Raw genomic sequence first — 21,351 nt, 5'->3', positions numbered from 1 at the left:
ATTTTATGAAGGATTTTGATAATCAAGATAGAAGGGTATTCAATTTAAAGGACTTTGGGATTAAGAGGGGATTGGCCTTTGGACATTATCGTTATAAACATGTTAAACCTGGTCTTGAGAACCATCAGCATATGGGAGCCTTGGAAATTTGTTATTGTATGAAGGGGCAACAACACTATAAGATCGGCGAGCAATTTTATGAACTTAATGGAAATGATATTTTTGTGGTACCACCAAACACCACGCATAGTACGGGAGAATTTCCGGAAGATAAGGGAGAATTATTTTGGATTCAATTGCTAGTGGACAGTTCAAAAGGGAAACTATGCAATATGCCCAATAATCAATCTGATTTTTTACTAGGTGCACTTCTGGATAAATCCCAACAAATTTTCATGGGCTCATTTCAGTTAAAATTTATTTTGGAAAAATTGATAGGTCAACTAGAGAATTCCAATTCCTTGTTATCTAGGATAATGGTCGATCAGTTGATTACCCAATTATTGTTGGAAACCGTTATACTTTCCAATAAACCTCAACAAAGTCCGCCGTCCCTAAAGCTGGATGAACTGGACAGGTTTATACATAAAAATCTACATAGGATGATTTATGTGGATGAAATGGCAAATTTAGCAGGTATGTCCGTTGGCTATTTTAAATTTTGGTTTAAATCGAAATCGGGGATGCCGCCGAGGGAGTATGTAAACCGACTCAAGATTGAACAGGCCAAAATAGATCTGTTGGCTTCCGGCTCTGTTACTGAAGTGGCATTTGGTTTGGGTTTTGGTTCCTCCCAGTATTTTGCTACCACTTTTAAAAAGTTTACGGGGTCTACACCCAGATCTTATATCAGTATGCAAAGTGGTTAATCAAACATAAATTAAGCCCTCGCCACTTCAAATAAAAAAATCCGGAACCAATATGGTGTCCGGATTTTTCAAAACTAACTCAACTCAATTTTATCAGGTTCATTTAGAGGAACTTGAAGTGAACCTGAAAATTATCAAAACTCTAATATTTTATTAAATCATTAATGAAATCTTATGCAAGATAAGAGGTTAGGCTCTTCTAAGCTACCAATTTCCTGACAAACACTGGTATTTTTTGTGCATTTTTCGCTTTATTGGATTGTTTGCGGTATATATTTTGAAAAAAGTAGGAAGAACAATTTTAATGGTTATTTAATGCAATTAGTGGTTTTATGGGCCCTAAGGCCTAGCTCCACTTTTAATTCAGAAGGTTTAGGCATATATTCTATGAAAACGTAGCTTATGGGAAGTAAATAACGTTTGGGGCAGATACCGGCTATTGGGTAGTTTTAAGGCTATAAAGTAGGGTTTGGCCAAACATTACCAAGGGTTCGGGTGGTATTTAAATTACTTGATAAAAGTACAATTCAACCTTGGTCGTATAAGGTGTAATAAACAAAGACACGGGTGGAAATTTCCTGCCCGTGTCTTGTTTAGTTACCTTTTTTATTGAACCTTTTGGGTTTTCAAAAAAGTGTATTAATTAGTATCCTGTATTTTGTGTCAAATTAGGATTGTTCTGCATTTCGGATGTTGGTATCGGAAACAAAAGTTCCCTTGCCGTTAGTGCCTTATTTGGCAAGTAAGAAAAGTTATGGCCAACAAAATCTTCCAATACATTGGTTTCAGTGTTATACGCTTTTCTCCATCTTACCATGTCGTACCAGGTCTTGTTTTCAAAACTCAACTCATGAATACGCTCTATTCGTACCGCTTCTCTAAAAGCATCTTGTGAAAGACCTGTTAAGCCCACAAGTTCGGCACGATCTCTGACCAGATTTACGGCATCATATGCCTCTGTTGTAGGTCCGCTTTGGGCTTCGTTCACAGCTTCTGCATACATAAGCAATACATCTGCATAGCGATATAGGCACCAATTCAAATCGGATTGTGCGCTTCCTTCTTGCGCTGCAATATCAAAATGTTTGAAGATATACGGGGCTCCAAGATTGACACTTGTGTTGCGATCGGAATCTAAAGTATAGCTGTTAAAATAGAATTGCTTTTCTTCCGCCCGTTTGTCTCCCAACTCGTAGGAGTCCACAAAGGCGTTCGTTGAAAAGATACCACCGGTTTGTGCCGAATAGGCCGAAATTCCCAAGTTATATGGCAAAATTCCTGGCTGCCAGTTTCCATCTTGAATACCTGCCGCGAATTGGGTCATAAAGATGTATTCCCCTGTGTTTTTGGTGGCAGGGTCATGCAACTCGTCATAGGTGTCAAAAAGACCAAATTCGTCCGAGTCCATGACCTCTTTAGCCTTGGCGGCGGCAAGCGCGTAATTCTCTGTTTTTTGGAGAGGGTAGCCTGCCATGGTCAAATATACATCTGCCAATAAGGTTTTAACTGCTCCCAGAGAAACTCTGCCAGTTAGATCTCTCCAAGCAAGGCCAGCGCTTTCTGCTGCTGTAAGATCGCTAACAATTAAGTCATAGACCGCTTCAGGAGAGGATTGTTCAGGGTACAATTGCTCCGATCCCAAATCTACCGAATTGGTAATGATAGGAATGTTTCCGAACATTCTTACCAAACCAAAATAATAGTAGGCTCTAAAGAATTTGGCTTCGGCCAAATACTTTTGCTTAAGAGCTTCGTCCATATTTATGTCCGGGATTTTTTCAATTGCCAAGTTGGCCCTAGAGATGCCTAAATAATATCCGGTCCAGTAACTGCTTCCATATCCATTGTCCGAATTATTAATTAAATCCTTTACCAAGTAAATGTTGGTAGCCTGTCCCAATGAGGTGTTAGCCAAACCTGTGGCAAATTCTAGCATCATCCATGTACCTCCACCAAAACCACTGTTGGTAATTGAAATCAATGGTTCATATGCACCATTAACGGCACTCTGGGCATGTGCAGCCGTGGTAAAGTAAGTGTCGGTTGTAAAGTTGGATTCATCTTCTTCATCCAAAAAATTACTACATGCCGTTATACTTGATATTGCGGTTACGACGGCTATAGCTCTTATAAAGTTTCTATAGATTTTCATTTTTTTATCTTTTATATGGTTATAGTCCAACATTTAATCCTAGCATAAAAGTTCGAGGTCTCGGATAATCGTAAAGGGAGAATCCTTGATCGAAAGCTTGACTTCCATTCGAACTTTCAGGGTCATATCCCGGATATTTCGTTGCTACAAAAAAGTTCTGCACCGAGGTATATACCCTTAGACGATTCAAGTGTAAACGCTCCACCAATTCAGGTTTGAAGACATAGGAAAGCATCAAGTTTCTTCCTCTTAAAAAGGAACCATTCTTTAACTTTCCAGAGTCGTTATTGGTGTCATATCCAGCAGCAATTGGTCTTATCTGTGCAATGTCGGTATCTTGATTGTCCGGAGTCCAGGCATTAAGTACAGTCTTAAAGCTATTGGCAATTGTTTGACGGTCTTCAGCAGAGTGTTCGTCACGGTACATTACACTATTGCCATATTGAAACTGCAAGTCTACCAGTAGCTCAAGATTGCCATATGTGAAGGTGTTTGAAAAAGTTCCAAAACCATCGGCAATACCTTTTCCGATGATAGCACGGTCATCGCTATTGATGGCCCCATCATTGTTAAGGTCACGGTATTTGATGTCACCTGGTAATCTATCGTAGATGGCCGCCTGGGCTGCCTCATCGGTATTCCATGTACCTTCATCAATATATCCAAAGAAAGTACCTACGGGTTCGCCAACACGGATCAAGGTAGACCCTAAGAAAATATCGGCACCACCTGAAAGAGCTTTTACTTCGTTTTTATTGATTGAAATATTGAAGTTACTGCTCCATCCAAAAAGTTCATTATCAAAATTGACAGTATTCAAATTAATTTCGATACCCTTGTTTTCCAAACTCCCAACGTTTCTAAATACATTGGTAAAACCACTTGAAGAGGGTACCGGAGCATTAAGGAGCATATCTGAAGTCAACTTTCGGTAAAGATCAATCTCCAACCCTATACGATTATTAAAGAGACCCAATTCAACACCGGCGTCTACCTGTTCCGTTTTTTCCCATTTCAAATCGGGATTGGCCATACGACCTGGGACAGTATAGGCGGAGCGGGCGCCATTAAAAATTACCGAACCATTGGACAAGCCGGCTAAACCTTGGTAAGCTGGTAATTCAGAGTTACCTGTTGTACCGTAACTAGCTCTAATTTTAAGATTGGAAATGGTTTCGTTCGCCGAGAGAAAATCCTCTTCGGAAGCCCTCCACGCCAATGCAGCTGATGGGAAAAAGGCAAACTGATTTTCCGGTCCAAATTTAGAAGATCCGTCTGCTCTACCTGTAAGTGTCAACAAATATTTGTTCATATAGTTATAGTTGACACGCCCAAAATATGAGTTTAGCCCGTAAGCAATTTTGCTCGAAGTTGGCGTCTGGGGGTTAGACCCTGCACCAAGGTTGTTAAAGCCATAAAAGTCATCGGCAAACCCTCGGGTCGATGCCAGTGAACTGAATTGATCAACATGTTGCCAGGAAAGTCCTGCCATGGCCGTTAAGGAATTATTGCTGTCAAAATCTTTGTTATAGGTCAAATAGTTTTCAAATTGCCAAGAATTATAACGTGAGTTTGAGACACTTGCGGCACCATCGGGCAAGGCTATATATCTTAGGTCCTTACCTCCGTAATAATCGTTTCTTTGGTTAATGATATTGGTTCCTAAGGTAGTTCGTAATACCAGGTTTTTATTGAATTCAATATTGCCGTAGAAGCTACCCAAAACTGTCTGGGTCTTGAGGTAATACCTACGATCGTTCGCAACCGCCACTGGGCTGCCGCCACCTTCCATTCCAGGATAGTGTATGTTAGATCCCCAAGTGCCATCTTCATAACGGACCGGTATAATAGGTAGGGCCTCATAAACTTGACGCATTGTGGTGATACCACCACCTCCAAGTTGATCTACTTGCTTTTCGTCTTGGTCATTGTAGCTTAGGCTACCCCCAACTTTTAACCAATCGTTAACCTCCGTATCCAAAGTAAATCTACCTGAATAGCGCTTCAGCCATGATTCCACAATAAGTCCTTCTTCATCTCTAAAACCCATAAACAGTCCAAAATTGGATTTTTGGTTACCACCTGTAAATGAAAGTTGGTGATTTTGGGTAATAGCGTCCCTAATAGCTTCATCTTGCCAATCGGTATCATAAAGTGGGTTGCCACTGGCATCAAAGAGTCTAGGGTCGGTTCTTTTTAATCTAGGGTCGGTATATCTTCCACCGGCCCATCCTTCCGGGTCAAATTTTTCAGCATTGGCATATGCAATTTCCTCAACACGAAGAAACTCTTCCGAATTCAACAGTTCAAGCTTTTTAGGTAAGGTTCCTATACTGAAATCCACATCGTAATTAAGTCGGGTTTCACCAGAAGTGGTTCCTTTTTTGGTAGATACTAAAATTACACCATTGGCACCTCTGGCACCGTATATAGCAGTCGCGGAAGCATCTTTTAAAACTTCAATGGATGCTATATCATTAGGGTTCAGATAATCTATTGGGGTACTACCGTTAGATAATCCGGTCGCATTAAGGATTACACCGTCTATTACATAAAGTGGTGTATTGGCGATACTTACCGAGGTGTTACCACGGATTCGTACTACAGTTCTCCCACCTGGTCGTCCAGATCCGGAAGTTATGTTTACACCTGCTACCTTACCGGCCATGGCCTGGTTCAAGGAAGCTGCCGGTCTTTCTGCCAATTCTTCGGACTTAATAGAGCCCACAGCACCGGTAAGGTCACTTTTCTTCTGAGTACCATATCCGATCAATACTACCTCATCCAATCCTGCAGCACTCTCTTCCAAACTAACGGAAATAGAGGATTGTCCATTAAGAGGCACTTCTTTTGATGCAAATCCAATATAGCTTACCACCAAGGTTGCATTTTCATTGGCTACATCAAGTGTAAAGTTACCGTCAAAATCTGCAGTAACCCCATTGGTAGTTCCTTTTTCCACTATGTTTGCCCCAGGTAAGGGGTTGCCATCCGCATCGGAAATAGTTCCGCTTACGGTATTTTGGTCAACAGTATTCTTAATTGGAACAACGGATTTATCCAATTTTCCAGTATTTAAGATAATCTGCTTGTTCTTAACGGTGAAATAAACATCCGTTGCTTCAAATATTCTGTCCAGAATATTTGAAATAGGTTCTTTCTTCACATTTACGGAAACAGTTCTCTTTAAATTCACCTTTTCATGGTTGTACAAAAACCTAAAATCCGAAAGGGATTCTATTTCATCAAAAACCTGTTGAACGCTTACGTTATTTAGGTTTAATGTGATTTTTGTGTTCTGTCCATAGGTATTGGCCTGAATTTTAAATAGAGAAACTATTAATAATAAGGTCGTTAGTTTCATCTTTAAATGATGTTTGCTTAGCCAATCCGAATGGAAAGGCCCTACTAAATTTAATTTTTTCATACTTTTGTAAAGGTTTGGTGATTAAACATTTCGTTTGTTTATATCACTTTCTTATGCCGGGGAATGCGCCAACATTTTCCGGTTTTTTTGTAAAAGTGATACGTCTAGTGCTCATGTTATCAGTTAGTTTTCATTGGCATCTTCTTTAAGTTAATATTAGTATCGAGTATTGTAATTTTGGAACCTTCGTGTATATATTCAAAGTGAGTATCTTCTTTGAAAGCTTCCAAGATTTCTTCAATTGTCTCATTTCTAAATGTAGCTGTGTATATTTGGTTTGCCAATCGGCCGCTTCTATCTTCGATGGTAATGTTGAAATGACGTTCCAATTTTGATCTAATGGTGTAGAAAGGTAAGGCCTTGAATAAAAGATAGCCGTCTTTCCATGCCGTGTAAATGTTTGTATCCACTTCTTTAATGGTCATGGTATTGTTGACCTTGTTCCATGCCGCCCGTTGACCTGGTATCAGTTGGGAGGAAGAATTTGTATTTACGTCGGCTCCTTCCTTGTAAAGGACTACGGCCCCTTCCACCAACACGGTACTGATGTCCTCATCTTCAGCATAGAAGGAGAGGTTAAATTGAGTACCCAAAACCCTTATGTTCATTTCGTCCGCATTTACTATAAAAGGATGTGCCTTATCTGTGGTAACGTCAAAGTATGCTTCACCTTTTAAAAAGACTTTCCTGTCTTGTCCCTTAAGGAAACGGACCGGATATTTGATGGAGCTTCCGGAATTCAATTTTACTTTGGTGCCATCGGACAGAACCAGGTCGAATTGTCGCCCAAACGGTATATTAAGGGTGTTGTACACCAATTTATCTTCAGCTTCGGCGGTAGCATATTTCAAAGTGTTGCCCTGCTGTGAAGCAACCAAATTGCCGTGGGCAGTGGTAATTTTTCGCTCCCCGTTCTCGGAAATGGTTTCAACAGTACCATTGCTCAATTGTAATGTAATTACCCCGGAATTCGGGTCGTTTTCAATGGTAATTGGCGTGTTGGATATTTCTACAGTATTTTGATTGTAAAAGTAAATCCCCACGAGCAATAAGAAGGTTGCTGCAATACCTGACCAAAATCCAATATTTGGTTGTGGAAAAAATGTTTTAACTTTTTTTTTCTTTTCAATGTCCTCTATTTTGTATAAAATCTTCTGTAATAAAACTTCGGAATCGCCTTTTATTCTTTTCTTAATGGCCAAGTTTCCTGTTTTTACGTTTTCCCAGTGCTTGGCCAATATCCCGTTTTTAAATTCATCTGGATCAGAACTATTGATAAGCTCCATTAAACAATCCAATTCCTTTTCGGAAATGTTATTGTCCACCAATTTCTGGAAGAGTTTATCCAATTTGTTCTCGTTGTGCATCTAAAGTATTTTATTAGCCGTATTACGGGCTGTATAAGTAATACACCTCAAAAATGCAAAAGTCCCAAATTAGATGTGTTTTTTTTACGAAATAGATAAATTATGCCGTAATCAGGAGGAATGTTAGAAAAAAATATATGGTGTCCGCCATATGAGGTTTTAATTCTGTCCTGATAATTTGCAAGGTTTTCCACAGATGGTTTTTCACTGTTTTCTGTGTTATTCCCAAAAGATCTGCTATTTCCTCATTGCTTTTTCCATGTTGTTTGGACAAAATGAAAATGCTGCGTTTTTGAGTGGGAATAGTTTCTAGGATATCGTTTACCAAATCTTCATATTCGGCAAGCAGAATACTATTTTCCGTTTCATCGTTTAATGAACTAATGTTTTTATAGTATTCCTTTTTTAAGGATTCTTGGCAGGCAATACTCCTTAAATAGTTGTATGTTGAATTTTTTGCAATAGTAAAAAGAAATGCCTCAAAAGAATGTCTTACATCAATGGTTTCTTTTTTTGTCCAAATCTTTATAAACACTTCTTGAAGTATTTCCTCGGAGGCATAATCCGACTTAGTAATTGAATGTATGAAATAGTACAACCTTTTTTCATACAGTTCAAATATGGTCTTGAATGCCGCCCTGTTTCCTTTAATCAAGGAAGCAATCAACTGGTCTAAGGGTTTTCCTGACATTTCGTGAGCAATTAAATGATTTGAGTTTTGTTTAGAACAATGTAAGGTACGTTATTTCCCACTATAAAAAATAACCTCTTTAGCTAACGTCCGAAAATAAGATGTAATTTCTTTCAATTCAACTAAAAATTACACATTTAGCAATACTTTTTTTGCCAATTCCTTATCCGAATAAAAAAAGATGTATATTTAAAATCTCAATTGTGTCTTTTGTTATTTATTTTTTATGAAATTACACCTTCTTAATAGGGCCAGTTTACAGAACAGTTCTTTTACCGTTACACATAACAAGTATTCCCATTTTTTAAAAATTTGGCATTACCACCCGGAATTGGAATTGGTTTACATTGCCAAAAGTACTGGGACCCGTTTTATTGGGGATGGAATTGAGAAATTCTCCGAAGGGGATCTTGTTTTGATCGGTAAAAACCTTCCACATATGTGGCTCAATGACGAGGTTTATTTTGAGGCTGATTCGGGCTTGGTCTCGGAGGCAATTGCCATACATTTTAAGGAAGATTTTTTAGGGTTGGAATTTCTAAATGCCATAGAAATGAAACCAATACTGCAATTGATCAAAAGGGCTGCCCAAGGGGTTAAGTTTTCCAATATTGATGCTAAACTTATCGAAAAAATTAAGAAACTCCATAGCCATGAACCTTTTGAAAAAACTATAAAGCTGGTTGAGATTTTGTACAAACTGGCAAATCATGAGGAGTATCAGTTGATGTCAAGTCCAGGATTTTTGAATTCCTTTAATAAGACGGATAATAAAGGGTTGGATGAAATTTATGAGTTTGTCTTTAAAAATTTTAATCAACCTATCGGCTCCAAGGATGTGGCGGAAATAGCCAAAATGAATCCTTCTGCCTTTAGTAGGTTTTTTAAACGTATCCACAGAAAAACATTTACCCGGTATTTAAATGAAATACGAATTGGTTATGCCTGTAAATTGTTGATAGAGAATAAGAATAACATTACTCCGGTGTGCTATGAATCCGGGTTTAACAATATTTCAAATTTTAACCGACATTTTAAGTCCATAACTGGGATGTCGCCATCCGATTATATTAAACTTCATACTCAAAATTGATAATAATCTTAATATTGGCAAAAAAAGTATCTAAATTCGTGATTCTTGTGGTTGTTATAGAAAAGGTTTGCAGTTAGTTTTGTTTTATTAATATTATAAATAATGAAAAGCAAAATTATAATTACGGATGTTCTGGTAAAAGACGTCCGATTTCCTACGAGCAAGTCGTTGGATGGATCAGATGCCATGAATCCGGATCCGGACTATTCCGCGGCCTATGTAATACTAAAAACCGACCATCCAGACGGACTCGAGGGGCACGGATTAACCTTTACCATTGGTAGGGGAAATGAATTATGTGCTGCGGCCATCCACTCATTGGCACCCTTGGTAAAGGGGAAATCTTTGGAGAGTTTTACTGCCAATATGGGGGCATTTTGGAAGATGATAACTGGGGACAGCCAATTGCGCTGGTTGGGCCCTGAAAAAGGTGTTATTCATTTGGCTACGGGTGCTGTGGTCAACGCCGTTTGGGATCTTTATGCCAAAGTGGAAAAGAAACCTTTGTGGAAACTTTTGGCGGACATGACACCTGAAGAATTGATTTCCTGTGTAGATTTTACTTACATTACGGATGCCATTACGCCTGCGGAAGCCTTGGAGCTTCTTAAGGGTAAGGCTGCCTCCAAGCAGGAGCGCATAGACAAACTTTTGAAGGATGGATATCCCGCATATACGACATCTGCCGGATGGCTTGGTTATTCGGATGACAAAATGAGGAGACTTTGCAAAGAAGCCAAGGCCTCTGGTTTTAAACATATGAAAATAAAAGTTGGGTCCGATTTAAAGGATGATATGCGACGTGCAGGAATTATCAGGGAAGAGATCGGTACCGACTTAAAACTGATGATGGATGCCAACCAGAAATGGGATGTGGATGAGGCTATTGCCAATATGGCGGAGCTTAAAAAGTTTGATCCATGGTGGATTGAGGAGCCAACAAGTCCGGACGATATTTTGGGCCATGCAAAAATTGCGAAAGCCGTTCATCCTATAAAAGTGGCGACAGGAGAACACTGTCAGAACAGGGTTGTGTTTAAACAATTAATGCAGGCAAACGCCATTGGTATTTGTCAGATCGATAGCTGCAGGGTAGGAGGGGTAAATGAAATATTGGCCATCCTTTTAATGGCCGCAAAATTCAATATTCCTGTTTGTCCGCACGCAGGGGGAGTTGGACTATGTGAATATGTACAACACCTATCTATGATAGATTATATTGCTATAAGCGGCTCCTTGGAGAATAGGATTATAGAATATGTGGATCATTTGCACGAACATTTTTATGATCCTGTGGTAATAAGAAATGGGGCCTATATGCCGCCGTCCATGCCCGGTTACAGTATAACTATGAAAGAGCAATCTTTGGAGGACTATAGTTTTCCGGATGGTGTAATTTGGAAGGATGAGGTAATGGCCAAATAGTAGTGAAAAAGTATAATAGTAAATAAGATAATTAATCTAAAGAATAATATGTCACTTTTTAGTCTAGAAAACAAAACAGCGGTTGTTACCGGTGGTGCCAGTGGTATTGGTGAAGCTATTTCCAAAGCGTTTGCTGGCCAAGGTGCCCATGTGCACATTTTGGAATTTAATGCGGAAAATGGAGAACGTGTTGTGGGGGAAATAGAAGCCAAGGGCGGAAAGGCCAATTTTCACGCTTGTGATGTTTCCAATAATGCACAGGTAGCCGAAATAATTTCCGCTATAAGTGCCAAGAAGTATATCAATATTTTGGTGAACAATGCCGGGATAGCCCACGTAGGAAATTTGGAAGGAACGGCCGTAGACGATATGGATCGCATTTACAATGTAAATGTTAAGGGGGTCTATAACTGTATGCATGCCGTTATATCCAAGATGAAGGAGAAAGGTGGGGTCATTTTAAATATGGCTTCCATTGCCTCATCTGTAGGTATTTCGGACAGATTTGCCTACTCCATGTCTAAGGGCGCGGTGCTCACTATGAGTTATTCTGTGGCAAAGGATTATTTGGATAAGGGTATTCGTTGCAATACTATTTCCCCTGCCAGGATTCATACGCCTTTTGTTGACGGATTTATTAATAAAAATTACCCTGGTAAGGAAGCGGAAATGTTCGAGAAATTATCCAAATCCCAACCTATAGGAAGGATGGGCAAACCTGAGGAAGTGGCAAACTTGGCAGTTTATCTCTGTTCGGACGAGGCTTCCTTTATAACAGGAACCGATTTCCCTATTGATGGAGGTTATATTAAATTAAACGGATAGGTTTGCTCTAAAAATCTGTTTTTGGGCCGATATAAAAATGGAACTAAATGTCAATTTGATGCTTTAGTTCCATTTTATGAAACCAGTAACGCCAATTCCAGCATTATTTGGAATTATATTCAAACAAATATTACTCAATGATTAAATTAGTTCAATACGTAGCCATGGTATCTCTTTTGGCGGCCTGTTCCCAAAAATCGGAGCCAAATGCTTTGGTGTTGCCGGTGTCCAATACTATTGAAGTCACAAATACGGACAGTAACGATTCCATTTTGCTCAAGGCGGCCCATGTGGTGCCTACAGCTAATCAGTACGAGGCACTACAAAACGAGTTTATAGCTTTCATTCATTTTGGTCCCAATACATTTACCAGAATGGAATGGGGAAATGGGATGGAAGATCCTAAAATATTCGACCTGCAGAATTTGGATACGGATCAATGGTGCAAGGCTATGAAGGATGCCGGTATGAAAATGGTGATTTTTACCGCCAAGCATCACGATGGTTTTGTATTGTGGCAGAGCCGCTATACAGAACACGGGATAATGTCTTCACCATTTAAAGATGGAAAAGGGGATGTCCTCATGGAATTGTCCGAATCCTGTAAAAAATATGGGCTAAAATTAGGGGTGTACCTATCCCCGGCAGATCTGTTCCAAATTGAAAACAAGGATGGCCTTTATGGAAATTTAAGCGACTATACGGAAAGAACCATTCCAAGGCAAGTGGAAGGCAGGCCTTTTGAAAACAAAACAACTTTCACTTTTAGAGTGGACGATTACAATGAATATTTTTTAAACCAGCTCTTTGAGCTGCTTACCGAGTATGGACCTATCCATGAAGTTTGGTTCGATGGTGCCCATCCTAAAAGGAAAGGTGGTCAGACCTACAATTATTTGGCCTGGAAGGAATTGATAAGGGCTTTAGCCCCCAAGGCGGTTATTTTTGGGAAAGAGGATATTCGTTGGTGCGGTAACGAAGCCGGCAAGACCAGGGATACGGAATGGAATGTAATTCCCTATCAGGATGACCCCGATCAAATGAACAGCTTTGCAGATTTGACCGATGAATCCTTAGGGAATAGGGAGGACCTTTATAAGGGCAAATTTCTTCATTACCAACAGGCGGAAACCAATACTTCTATCCGAGAAGGCTGGTTTTATAGGGATGATGAAGACCAGAAAGTACGTAGTACGGACGATGTTTTTGATATTTATGAAAGATCAGTAGGGGGGAATTCTACTTTCCTACTCAACATTCCACCTAATAGGGATGGTGAGTTTTCACCTACCGATGTAACAGTATTGGAAGAAGTTGGTCAAAGGATCAGCGAAACCTATGGTTCCAATTTGTTGATTGGTGCCAAGGGTCCTAAGGGAATCTTGGGCAATGACCTAGCAAGTTTTGAACTTTTGGGTCCTGGTGCCCAAGAGGTGGTTATTGAAACCAATGCTCCGATCACTTTAAACAGGTTGGCAATTCAGGAAGCTATAAACACTCATAGTGAACGTGTGGAAAAGCATGCCTTGGACGCTTGGGTGGACAATACTTGGAAAGAAATAGCTGCAGCTACCAATATTGGTTATAAACGAATTTTGCGTTTCCCCGAAGTTACTACCCAAAAATTGCGCATTAGAATCTTGGAATCCCGATTTCACCCCGCTATTGCAAGCGTATCCGCCCATTATTATAAGGCAAGGCCACCGCAGCTCAGTATTGAAAGATCGGTAGAGGGGGCGGTAACCATATCTCCCAAAAAGGATAGCTTTGGTTGGAAACCGCACGGGGAAGATATTGCAGGAAATATTAATTCGGGGTACAACATTCGTTTTTCTACTGATGGTAGCGAACCTACTACAGCTTCAGAAATTTATAATTTATCTTTTATAATTCCTTCGGGTGAGGTTAAGGCGGTAGCAGAGGTAAATGGAAAATTGGGAAGTGTTACTTCGGAGCTTTTCGGAATTGTAAAAAAGGATTGGAAGCCTGTAGGGGAGGATAGTTTTGAGGGGGATCATGCTGCTATAAACGCCTTTGATGGTAATCCCGAAACCTACTGGAGCTCTGCTGATAAATCTAGAAAAAATTATATCAATATTGACCTCGGAAAGGAATATGCCATAACTGGATTTACTTACACCCCACAAACTTCTTCTTCCGAAGGGATGATTGAAAGGGGTGTGGTTAGAATAAGTACAGATGGAAAATCCTGGGAAAATGTTGAAGATTTTCAGTTTGGAAACTTAATAAACGACCCAACCACCAGAACCCATATGTTCAAGTCCAAGATCAAGGCCAGATATATCGGAATTGAATCTAAAGTGATTGCCGGAAATGGCAAAACTTCGGCCATTGCCGAATTGGATTTTTTATTGGATTAACAGACTAGATACGATTCTTATTAAAATTTAATGAAACTGAAAGCACTGTATTATTTTGTATTTGCCCTATCCGTGATTGGTTGCTCACCAACAGTCACGGATATTTATATAACAGCCAATAAAGAAGCCTATAACAATGGGGAGTTGGTTTTTGGTTCAATTAATGAAGCAATAAGCGCTGTGGCCCAACTGAGAAAGGAGGGCAACAAAAATACCCTGACCCTTCATCTTATGGAAGGGGAATATAGGATTAGCGATCCCATAAGGATAACACCGGAACTTGGATCTTTAAATCTTATTGGGGAAGGTGATGGCAAGTCCGTAGTTAAGGGATCCAAATTGCTCAACCCTAAATGGGAAAAGTACAATGACCATATTTGGGTGGCGCAATTACAGAAAGAGGACAGTTTTGATCAGCTCTTTGTTAACGGACATAAACAAATATTGGCACGTTACCCCAATTATGATGAAAATGGAGGCCACTGGCAGGGTCATGCCGAGGATGCCATTGCGCCGGAAAGGGTTAAAACATGGACCAACCCCAAAGGAGCCATTGCGCATGCTATGCATAGCGGGGAGTGGGGTGGATTTCACTATATTTCCACAGGAGTAGATGAAAATGGCGAGCTTATATTGGCAGGAGGCTATCAGAATAATCGTCCCTCAAAAATGCATGCCAAGTACCGTATGGTAGAAAATGTATTTGAAGAATTGGATGCCCCGGGAGAGTGGTTCTTGGATGGGGACCATAAATTATTCTATTGGCCGACCGAGGGGACGGATATTGGCAATGTCTTGGTAGAAGGGGTCCAACAAAAACACTTGGTGGAAATAGTGGGCTCCGAGGAGAATCCTGTTAGGGATATAGAAATAAGCGGAATACGATTTGAACATGCCAAGCGCACTTTTATGGAAAAGTATGAGCCATTGCTAAGAAGCGATTGGACCATTTATAGAGGGGCGGCCCTTTTTCTTGAAGGGACACAAAATGTGCAAATTAGAAATTGTGAACTTACCAATTTAGGAGGTAATGCTATATTGGCAAGTAACTTCAATAGGGAGCTAAACATTGCTGATAATCATATACACGATTGCGGGGCATCGGGCATCAGTTTTGTGGGTAGTCCCGAAGCGGTGCGGTCACCTTCGTTTCAGTATGAGGAATTTGTTCCTTTGGCGAAAATGGATACTGTTCCCGGACCTAAATCAAACAAATATCCCAGTAATTCTGTAGCGGAGAATAATCTAATTTATCGCATAGGTAGGGTGGAAAAGCAAACAGCTGGGGTACAGATTGCCATGGCCATGGATATTACGGTAAGTCACAACAGTATATATGATGTTCCCAGGGCCGGGATCAATATTGGGGATGGCACTTGGGGCGGACATATAATTGAATACAATGATGTTTTTAATACCGTACTGGAATCTGGAGATCATGGGGCCTTTAATTCTTGGGGAAGGGACAGATTTTGGCACCCTAATCGTGAGACTTTAAATGAAATAGTGGCCGCCAACCCGGAAATGCCCAAATTGGATGCCATCCACACTACGGTAATCAGAAATAATAGGTTTCGTTGTGATCATGGCTGGGATATAGATCTGGACGACGGATCCTCCAATTACCATATTTATAACAATCTGTGTTTAAATGGTGGTATTAAATTGCGTGAAGGATTTTATCGCACCGTGGAAAACAACATTATGATAAATAACGGTTTTCATCCACATGTATGGTTTAAGAACAGTGGGGACGTTTTTAAGCACAATATCGTTTTCACCGAGCACAAGGATATAAGATTAGAGGATTGGGGCAAGGAAGTAGATTATAATTTATTTCCGGATGAGGCGACGCTGATGGCAACCCAAAAAAAGGGGGTGGATAATAATAGCATTTTTGGTGATGTATTATTTGTTGATGCCAAATTTGGGAACTATACGGTAAAAGAGGAATCGCCCGCCTTTAAAATAGGGTTTAAAAACATTGCTATGGATAGTTTTGGGGTTACCAATACTAGGCTAAAGTCCATGGCCAAAACCCCTACCATTCCCACTATGTTTTTTGGTGATAGCAGTGAAAAGGATGCAGTGGTAGAATGGCTGGGTGCGCAAATAAAAAGTATTGCCACTATGGCCGAGAGGTCGGCTTCTGGTCTAAACAAGACAGCAGGTGCTCTAATATTGGCCATAGAGCCACAGACTGTTATAGGAAATTCCCCGCTTGAGGTAGGGGATGTTATAATATCCGCTGAAGGTGATGAAATAAATACGGTAGCAGATTTAATGAAAACTTACCAAAATAATAATTGGAAAGGGAAATTGAATCTAACTATATTTAGGAATCAAAAAGAAAAGCAGATATCATTGACAACTAAAAAATAATGAAATAGAATTATGAAGGGTTGGTATAAGTATTTTATTGTTGCGGTATTGATAGGTGGAACCATTTATGGCATTAATGTTAAAACAAACACTATTGAGGAAAAGCGTCCAAATATTATTTATGTTTTGGCTGATGATCTAGGTTATGGTGATATAGCCATTTATAATCCAGAAGGTAAAATAAAAACTCCCAATCTGGATGCTATGGGATCCGCAGGAATGATTTTTACGGATGCCCATACCTCTTCTGCCGTTTGTACCCCCACCCGATATGGAATTATTACCGGAAGGTATAATTGGAGAAGTCCATTAAAAAGTTCGGTGCTTACCGGAAATTCCAAGGCATTGATTCCTAAAAACAGAACTACAGTGGCCTCCTTGCTTAAAAAAGAGGGCTACGAAACCGCATTCATTGGAAAATGGCATTTGGGGTGGGACTGGGCACTTAAGAATCCCGCTTTAGAATCTGGTGAAGGTTGGAATCCAGAGGATTTTGATAATATAGATTTCTCCAAAAAAGTTAAGAATTCACCCAACACCCTTGGGTTTAAATACTCCTATGGGCATTGTGGTTCATTGGATATGGCGCCATATGTGTACGTGGAAAACGGTATGCCGACCATGGTGCCGGATACCGTTACCGAAAGCAAGACCAAATATGGTTGGTGGCGCAAGGGGCCTACCGCCCGGGATTTTGATTTTGATGATGTTACCCCGAACTTTTTTAGAAAATCCTTCGGTTACATCAAAGAAAAGGCAAAAGGTAAATCTCCATTCTTTTTGTATCTGGCCTTGCCCTCACCCCATACGCCTATATTGCCAACCGAGGAATGGAAGGGAAAAAGTGATCTAAATCCTTACGGGGATTTTATGATGATGATAGATGCGTATATGGGACAATTGACCGAGGTAATAAGGCAGGCAGGAATAGAAGATAATACCATGGTGATCTTTACGAGCGATAATGGTTGTTCCCCTGCAGCCAAGATTGATGAAATGTTGGCCAAAGGGCATAGTCCCAACGGGATTTTAAGAGGCCATAAGGCAGATATTTTTGAAGGAGGACATCGAGTGCCTTTTATCGTGAAATGGCCCAACAAAATTAAGCCGGATTCCAAATCTGATAAGACCATATGCACAACAGATTTGTTGGCTACCTGCGCAGATATAGTGGGGACTGAATTGGCTGATGATGAAGGGGAGGATAGCTTTTCTTTTTTACCGCTGTTGACCAATCCAACTTCTAAAGATTATCTCCGGGAAGCTACTGTGCATCATTCCATCAATGGGAGTTTTGCCATAAGAAAGGATAATTGGAAAATGATTTTTTGCCCAGGGTCGGGTGGATGGAGCGATCCCAAACCGAATTCGGAAGGGATTGGGGATCTTCCGAAATTTCAGCTGTACGACCTAAGTAAGGATCCCCAGGAGAAGAATAATGTTTATGGTCAGTTCCATGAAGTGGAAAGCGCCCTGACCAGACTAATGGTCACCTATATTGAAAATGGCAGAAGTAGGGTCGGCGAAAAGCAAAAGAACGAGCCTGAAGGTTATGGCAGTAAGGATTGGAAACAATTGAAGGTATTTTACAATTGATTTGAATATTTGAAAATTGTTTAATTTGAGCATTTATTTTTAGAAACCTGAAACAATAATTATATAAATAGTAATTCAATAAATAGAAACAAATGAAACTAATAAGATTTGGAGCAGTAGGAAAGGAAAAACCGGGAGTGCAATTGGAAAATGGTACCCGATTGGACGTATCGGCCTTTGGAAGGGATTACAACGAAGATTTCTTTGGAACGGATGGCCTGGCCCAGCTAAAAACTTGGTTGGCAAAAAATGAAAGCAGTTGTCCTAAAGTGGACAATAGCGTACGTTTGGGCGCACCATTGGTGAGACCATCAAAAATTGTTTGTGTTGGTCTTAACTATGCTAAGCACGCGGCAGAAAGTGGAATGGCAGTACCTAAGGAGCCTGTATTGTTCTTTAAGGCTACCTCTGCAATCGTTGGTCCCAATGATGATGTGGTTATTCCAAAAGGAAGCGAAAAAACCGATTGGGAAGTGGAGTTGGCCGTGGTTATTGGGAAAAAGGCATCTTATGTATCAGAGGCTGACGCTTTGGATCATGTTGCTGGTTACGTCTTGCACAACGACTACAGTGAAAGGGCATTTCAAATAGAAAGGGAAGGACAATGGGTAAAAGGAAAAAGTTGTGACACCTTTGCTCCTGTAGGACCTTTTATTGCCACCAAAGATGAAATAAAAGACCCTAACAATTTGCACTTGTGGTTAAAATTAAACGGGGAAACAGTACAGGATAGCTCAACTTCCGATTTTATCTTCAATGTACAAAAGGTAGTGAGCTATATCAGTCAGTTTATGAGCTTATTGCCAGGTGATATTATTTCAACAGGAACTCCTTTTGGAGTGGGATTAGGATTTAATCCTCCTAAATATTTAAAAGCTGGGGATGTAGTAGAATTGGGAATTGAGGGACTTGGTAGTTCCAAGCAAACGGCAAAGGCCTATAGCGGGAAATAAGAAGCAGTTAAACCAACCAACCAATCCAACCGGCATGATTTCCAAATTCCGTTTCATCGTTTTATGCGCCCTGTTTTCGATGTATTGTCCTAGTGCTAATGGGCAAGAATTGAAGTGGACCGAGATTGAAAATGGAATTTGGAAAGCCAGTGTTGGGGAGCCAGAGGATATAAGCTTGCTAAGCGCTGCGGATATACAGCCCAAGGTGACGGCTCTAAACAGGCTTCCCGCCGCCGATTTTCCTTTTCCAAAGGATAGGATCAAGACAAAAATAATGGATGGGAAGACCTATTTGCAATTTCCGTTAAGCAGGGAAGAACAAATTTATGGCTTGGGTCTAAATTTTAAAACAGTACATCAGAGAGGCCGTATAATGCAATTGCATGTGGATCATTACGGGGGTCGCGATGATGGTCGTACGCACGCCCCAGTTCCTTTTTATGTGTCTTCCAAAGGCTATGGAGTGTTGATAGACGCCGCCAGATATATTACCGTTTATGCCGGGACGGGTATCAGGGTAGATGCCGACGACAAACCGGTTTTGAGGGACAGGAACACTGATCCCCAATGGCAGGCGCAACCCTATTCCGATGCCGTAGAAATTTTGGTACCTGCCAAGGGAACCGATGTTTATGTATATGGAGGGTCTAAACCAATGGAGGCCGTACAACGCTATAATTTATATAACGGTGGTGGTTATATTCCTCCGAAATGGGGTCTTGGATTTACCCAGAGAGTACCTACGCTTTACAGTCAGGATGATATTGCCAAGGAAGCCCAGGAGTTTGAAGATCACGATTTTCCTTTAGATTTTATTGGAGTGGAACCAGGCTGGCATAGTATGGCTTATCCCTGTACTTTTGAATGGGACAAGACAAGATTCCCAGATCCAAAAAAGTTCAATAACGAATTATTGGCAGATGGGATAAGAACCAATTTATGGTTGAATCCCTATGTGTCCCCAGTAGGTTCCTTATATCCTAAATTAAAAGGTCTTTCCGCTTCCCATACGGTGTGGAACGGAATTGTGCCCGATTTGATGCTTCCCGAAACCCGGGATATTTTTAAGGAACACTTTGTTCAAAATCATTTGAATATAGGAGTCAGTGGGTACAAGATAGATGAGGTTGATGGCTTTGACTTCTGGGTATGGCCGGATGTAGCCACATTTCCCTCTGGCTATAGTGGGGAGCAAATGCGGCAGGTTTATGGCCTTCTAATTCAGGATATGACCTCAAAATGGTTCAAAGAAAAAAATCAGAGAACCTATGGTTTGGTAAGGGCATCCAATGCTGGAGCCAGTGCCCTGCCCTATGTGATTTACAATGATTACTACAGTCACAAGGATTTTATAACGGCCCTGGTCAATAGTAGCTTTATTGGCGTGCTCTGGACACCTGAGGTCCGTGCTTCAAAAACTGCCGAGGAGTGGTTAAGAAGAATGCAATCTGTTTGCTTTTCTCCCATGGCCATGCTCAATGCTTGGGCGGACGGTACCAAACCTTGGTCCTTTCCCGAGGTGGAAGAGGCTGTCAGGGATGTGGCCAATTTAAGGATGCAGTTATTGCCTTATATTTATTCCACTTTTTCCCAATATCATTTTGAGGGCTTGCCTCCCTTTAGGGCAATGAACTTGGTAGATGGCTTTTCTTATGACCCAAAGGTTGCGGAAGGGGAGCTGGACTCCACGGACAATCCCTATAAAGTAGCCATTAAAAGTGAAATAAAGGATCAGTATATGATGGGCGACAATATTTTGGTGGCTCCCATGTTCGAAGGTGAAGATGAGAGAAAGGTAATCCTTCCAAAAGGAAAATGGTTCGATTTCTACAATGGGGAATTCGTTGGGGAAAACGAGCTAATTACCGTAACTCCCGGATTAGAAAAAATACCGCTATTTGTTAGGGATGGGGGTATTGTTCCTATGCGCCCAATCCAGAGACAGGCTCCAAAAATGGGTGAAAAGGTAGACCTGATTATTCGTCACTACGGGACAAAGGAAGGGGAATATACACTTTACGATGATGATGGGTTGAGTTTTGATTTTGAGAAGGGACAATTTTCCAATGTCAAAATAGGAGTAAAAAAAGACCGGAAAGGAAAACTTGTTGGCACAATAGGTAGCCCGGAAAAAGGGAAGCCATATGGCTACAACAAAAAGGTGACTTGGGAATTTAAAACCAAATAAAA

General features: G+C 40.5%; 13 protein-coding genes. 9 read left to right on the top strand and 4 right to left on the bottom strand.

The features are described from left to right. The first annotated feature begins 5 nt into the window (after positions 1 to 5). Complete coding sequence (locus tag LV92_RS12780; RefSeq protein WP_111624020.1) at positions 6 to 869, top strand: AraC family transcriptional regulator; 864 nt, start codon at positions 6 to 8, stop codon at positions 867 to 869. Positions 870 to 1,512: 643 nt separating this feature from the next. On the opposite strand, the gene LV92_RS12775 is transcribed toward LV92_RS12780, so the two are convergent. From LV92_RS12775 to LV92_RS12760, 4 genes are all read right to left on the bottom strand, one after another. After that, complete coding sequence (locus tag LV92_RS12775) at positions 1,513 to 3,021, bottom strand: RagB/SusD family nutrient uptake outer membrane protein (RefSeq protein WP_111624137.1); 1,509 nt, start codon at positions 3,019 to 3,021, stop codon at positions 1,513 to 1,515. A gap of 19 nt (positions 3,022 to 3,040) precedes the next feature. After that, a complete protein-coding gene (locus tag LV92_RS12770) occupies positions 3,041 to 6,448 on the bottom strand; it encodes a TonB-dependent receptor (protein ID WP_111624019.1) in 3,408 nt (1,135 codons plus the stop codon). Between the two features lie 119 nt (positions 6,449 to 6,567). Next, entirely contained in the window at positions 6,568 to 7,815 is a 1,248-nt protein-coding gene (locus tag LV92_RS12765) for a FecR family protein (RefSeq protein WP_111624018.1), read from the bottom strand. Between the two features lie 100 nt (positions 7,816 to 7,915). Beyond that, entirely contained in the window at positions 7,916 to 8,506 is a 591-nt protein-coding gene (locus tag LV92_RS12760; protein ID WP_111624017.1) for an RNA polymerase sigma factor, read from the bottom strand. Positions 8,507 to 8,732: 226 nt separating this feature from the next. Here LV92_RS12760 and LV92_RS12755 point away from each other — a divergent pair, with 226 nt between their 5' ends. The 8 genes from LV92_RS12755 to LV92_RS12720 all read left to right on the top strand — a co-directional run bounded on the left by LV92_RS12755 (position 8,733) and on the right by LV92_RS12720 (position 21,349). Further along, complete coding sequence (locus LV92_RS12755) at positions 8,733 to 9,599, top strand: AraC family transcriptional regulator (protein ID WP_111624016.1); 867 nt, start codon at positions 8,733 to 8,735, stop codon at positions 9,597 to 9,599. Between the two features lie 102 nt (positions 9,600 to 9,701). Continuing rightward, the gene (locus LV92_RS12750) at positions 9,702 to 11,024 is read left to right on the top strand and encodes an L-fuconate dehydratase (protein ID WP_111624015.1); all 1,323 of its coding nucleotides are present in this window, start codon (positions 9,702 to 9,704) and stop codon (positions 11,022 to 11,024) included. Between the two features lie 48 nt (positions 11,025 to 11,072). After that, positions 11,073 to 11,849 (top strand): SDR family NAD(P)-dependent oxidoreductase, encoded by a 777-nt coding sequence (locus LV92_RS12745; protein ID WP_111624014.1) that lies wholly within the window; start codon positions 11,073 to 11,075, stop codon positions 11,847 to 11,849. 137 nt (positions 11,850 to 11,986) lie between these two features. Then, positions 11,987 to 14,230 carry an alpha-L-fucosidase gene (locus LV92_RS12740; RefSeq protein WP_111624013.1) on the top strand — a complete coding sequence of 748 codons (2,244 nt, stop codon included), beginning with the start codon at positions 11,987 to 11,989 and terminating at the stop codon, positions 14,228 to 14,230. A gap of 30 nt (positions 14,231 to 14,260) precedes the next feature. After that, the gene (locus LV92_RS12735; RefSeq protein ID WP_111624012.1) at positions 14,261 to 16,612 is read left to right on the top strand and encodes a PDZ domain-containing protein; all 2,352 of its coding nucleotides are present in this window, start codon (positions 14,261 to 14,263) and stop codon (positions 16,610 to 16,612) included. Between the two features lie 12 nt (positions 16,613 to 16,624). Continuing rightward, on the top strand, positions 16,625 to 18,208 hold the full coding sequence (locus tag LV92_RS12730; RefSeq protein WP_111624011.1) for a sulfatase family protein: 1,584 nt from the start codon (positions 16,625 to 16,627) through the stop codon (positions 18,206 to 18,208). Positions 18,209 to 18,300: 92 nt separating this feature from the next. Continuing rightward, positions 18,301 to 19,161: a fumarylacetoacetate hydrolase family protein gene (locus LV92_RS12725; protein ID WP_111624010.1), complete on the top strand. Its 861-nt coding sequence runs from the start codon at positions 18,301 to 18,303 to the stop codon at positions 19,159 to 19,161. Positions 19,162 to 19,195: 34 nt separating this feature from the next. Further along, the gene (locus tag LV92_RS12720) at positions 19,196 to 21,349 is read left to right on the top strand and encodes a glycoside hydrolase family 31 protein (RefSeq protein ID WP_211322971.1); all 2,154 of its coding nucleotides are present in this window, start codon (positions 19,196 to 19,198) and stop codon (positions 21,347 to 21,349) included. Positions 21,350 to 21,351 lie beyond the last annotated feature (2 nt).

Source organism: Arenibacter echinorum, from assembly GCF_003259375.1.
Classification (GTDB): Bacteria; Bacteroidota; Bacteroidia; order Flavobacteriales; family Flavobacteriaceae; genus Arenibacter; species Arenibacter echinorum.
This window is presented reverse-complemented; position numbering and strand designations above follow the sequence as displayed.

What these genes read in the sequence shown, in the direction of transcription:
- LV92_RS12780 (WP_111624020.1), top strand. Translation starts at nt 6, where the DNA reads ATGAAGGATTTTGATAATCAAGATAGAAGGGTATTCAATTTAAAGGAC.
- LV92_RS12775 (WP_111624137.1), bottom strand. Translation starts at nt 3,021, where the DNA reads ATGAAAATCTATAGAAACTTTATAAGAGCTATAGCCGTCGTAACCGCA.
- LV92_RS12770 (WP_111624019.1), bottom strand. Translation starts at nt 6,448, where the DNA reads ATGAAAAAATTAAATTTAGTAGGGCCTTTCCATTCGGATTGGCTAAGC.
- LV92_RS12765 (WP_111624018.1), bottom strand. Translation starts at nt 7,815, where the DNA reads ATGCACAACGAGAACAAATTGGATAAACTCTTCCAGAAATTGGTGGAC.
- LV92_RS12760 (WP_111624017.1), bottom strand. Translation starts at nt 8,506, where the DNA reads ATGTCAGGAAAACCCTTAGACCAGTTGATTGCTTCCTTGATTAAAGGA.
- LV92_RS12755 (WP_111624016.1), top strand. Translation starts at nt 8,733, where the DNA reads ATGAAATTACACCTTCTTAATAGGGCCAGTTTACAGAACAGTTCTTTT.
- LV92_RS12750 (WP_111624015.1), top strand. Translation starts at nt 9,702, where the DNA reads ATGAAAAGCAAAATTATAATTACGGATGTTCTGGTAAAAGACGTCCGA.
- LV92_RS12745 (WP_111624014.1), top strand. Translation starts at nt 11,073, where the DNA reads ATGTCACTTTTTAGTCTAGAAAACAAAACAGCGGTTGTTACCGGTGGT.
- LV92_RS12740 (WP_111624013.1), top strand. Translation starts at nt 11,987, where the DNA reads ATGATTAAATTAGTTCAATACGTAGCCATGGTATCTCTTTTGGCGGCC.
- LV92_RS12735 (WP_111624012.1), top strand. Translation starts at nt 14,261, where the DNA reads ATGAAACTGAAAGCACTGTATTATTTTGTATTTGCCCTATCCGTGATT.
- LV92_RS12730 (WP_111624011.1), top strand. Translation starts at nt 16,625, where the DNA reads ATGAAGGGTTGGTATAAGTATTTTATTGTTGCGGTATTGATAGGTGGA.
- LV92_RS12725 (WP_111624010.1), top strand. Translation starts at nt 18,301, where the DNA reads ATGAAACTAATAAGATTTGGAGCAGTAGGAAAGGAAAAACCGGGAGTG.
- LV92_RS12720 (WP_211322971.1), top strand. Translation starts at nt 19,196, where the DNA reads ATGATTTCCAAATTCCGTTTCATCGTTTTATGCGCCCTGTTTTCGATG.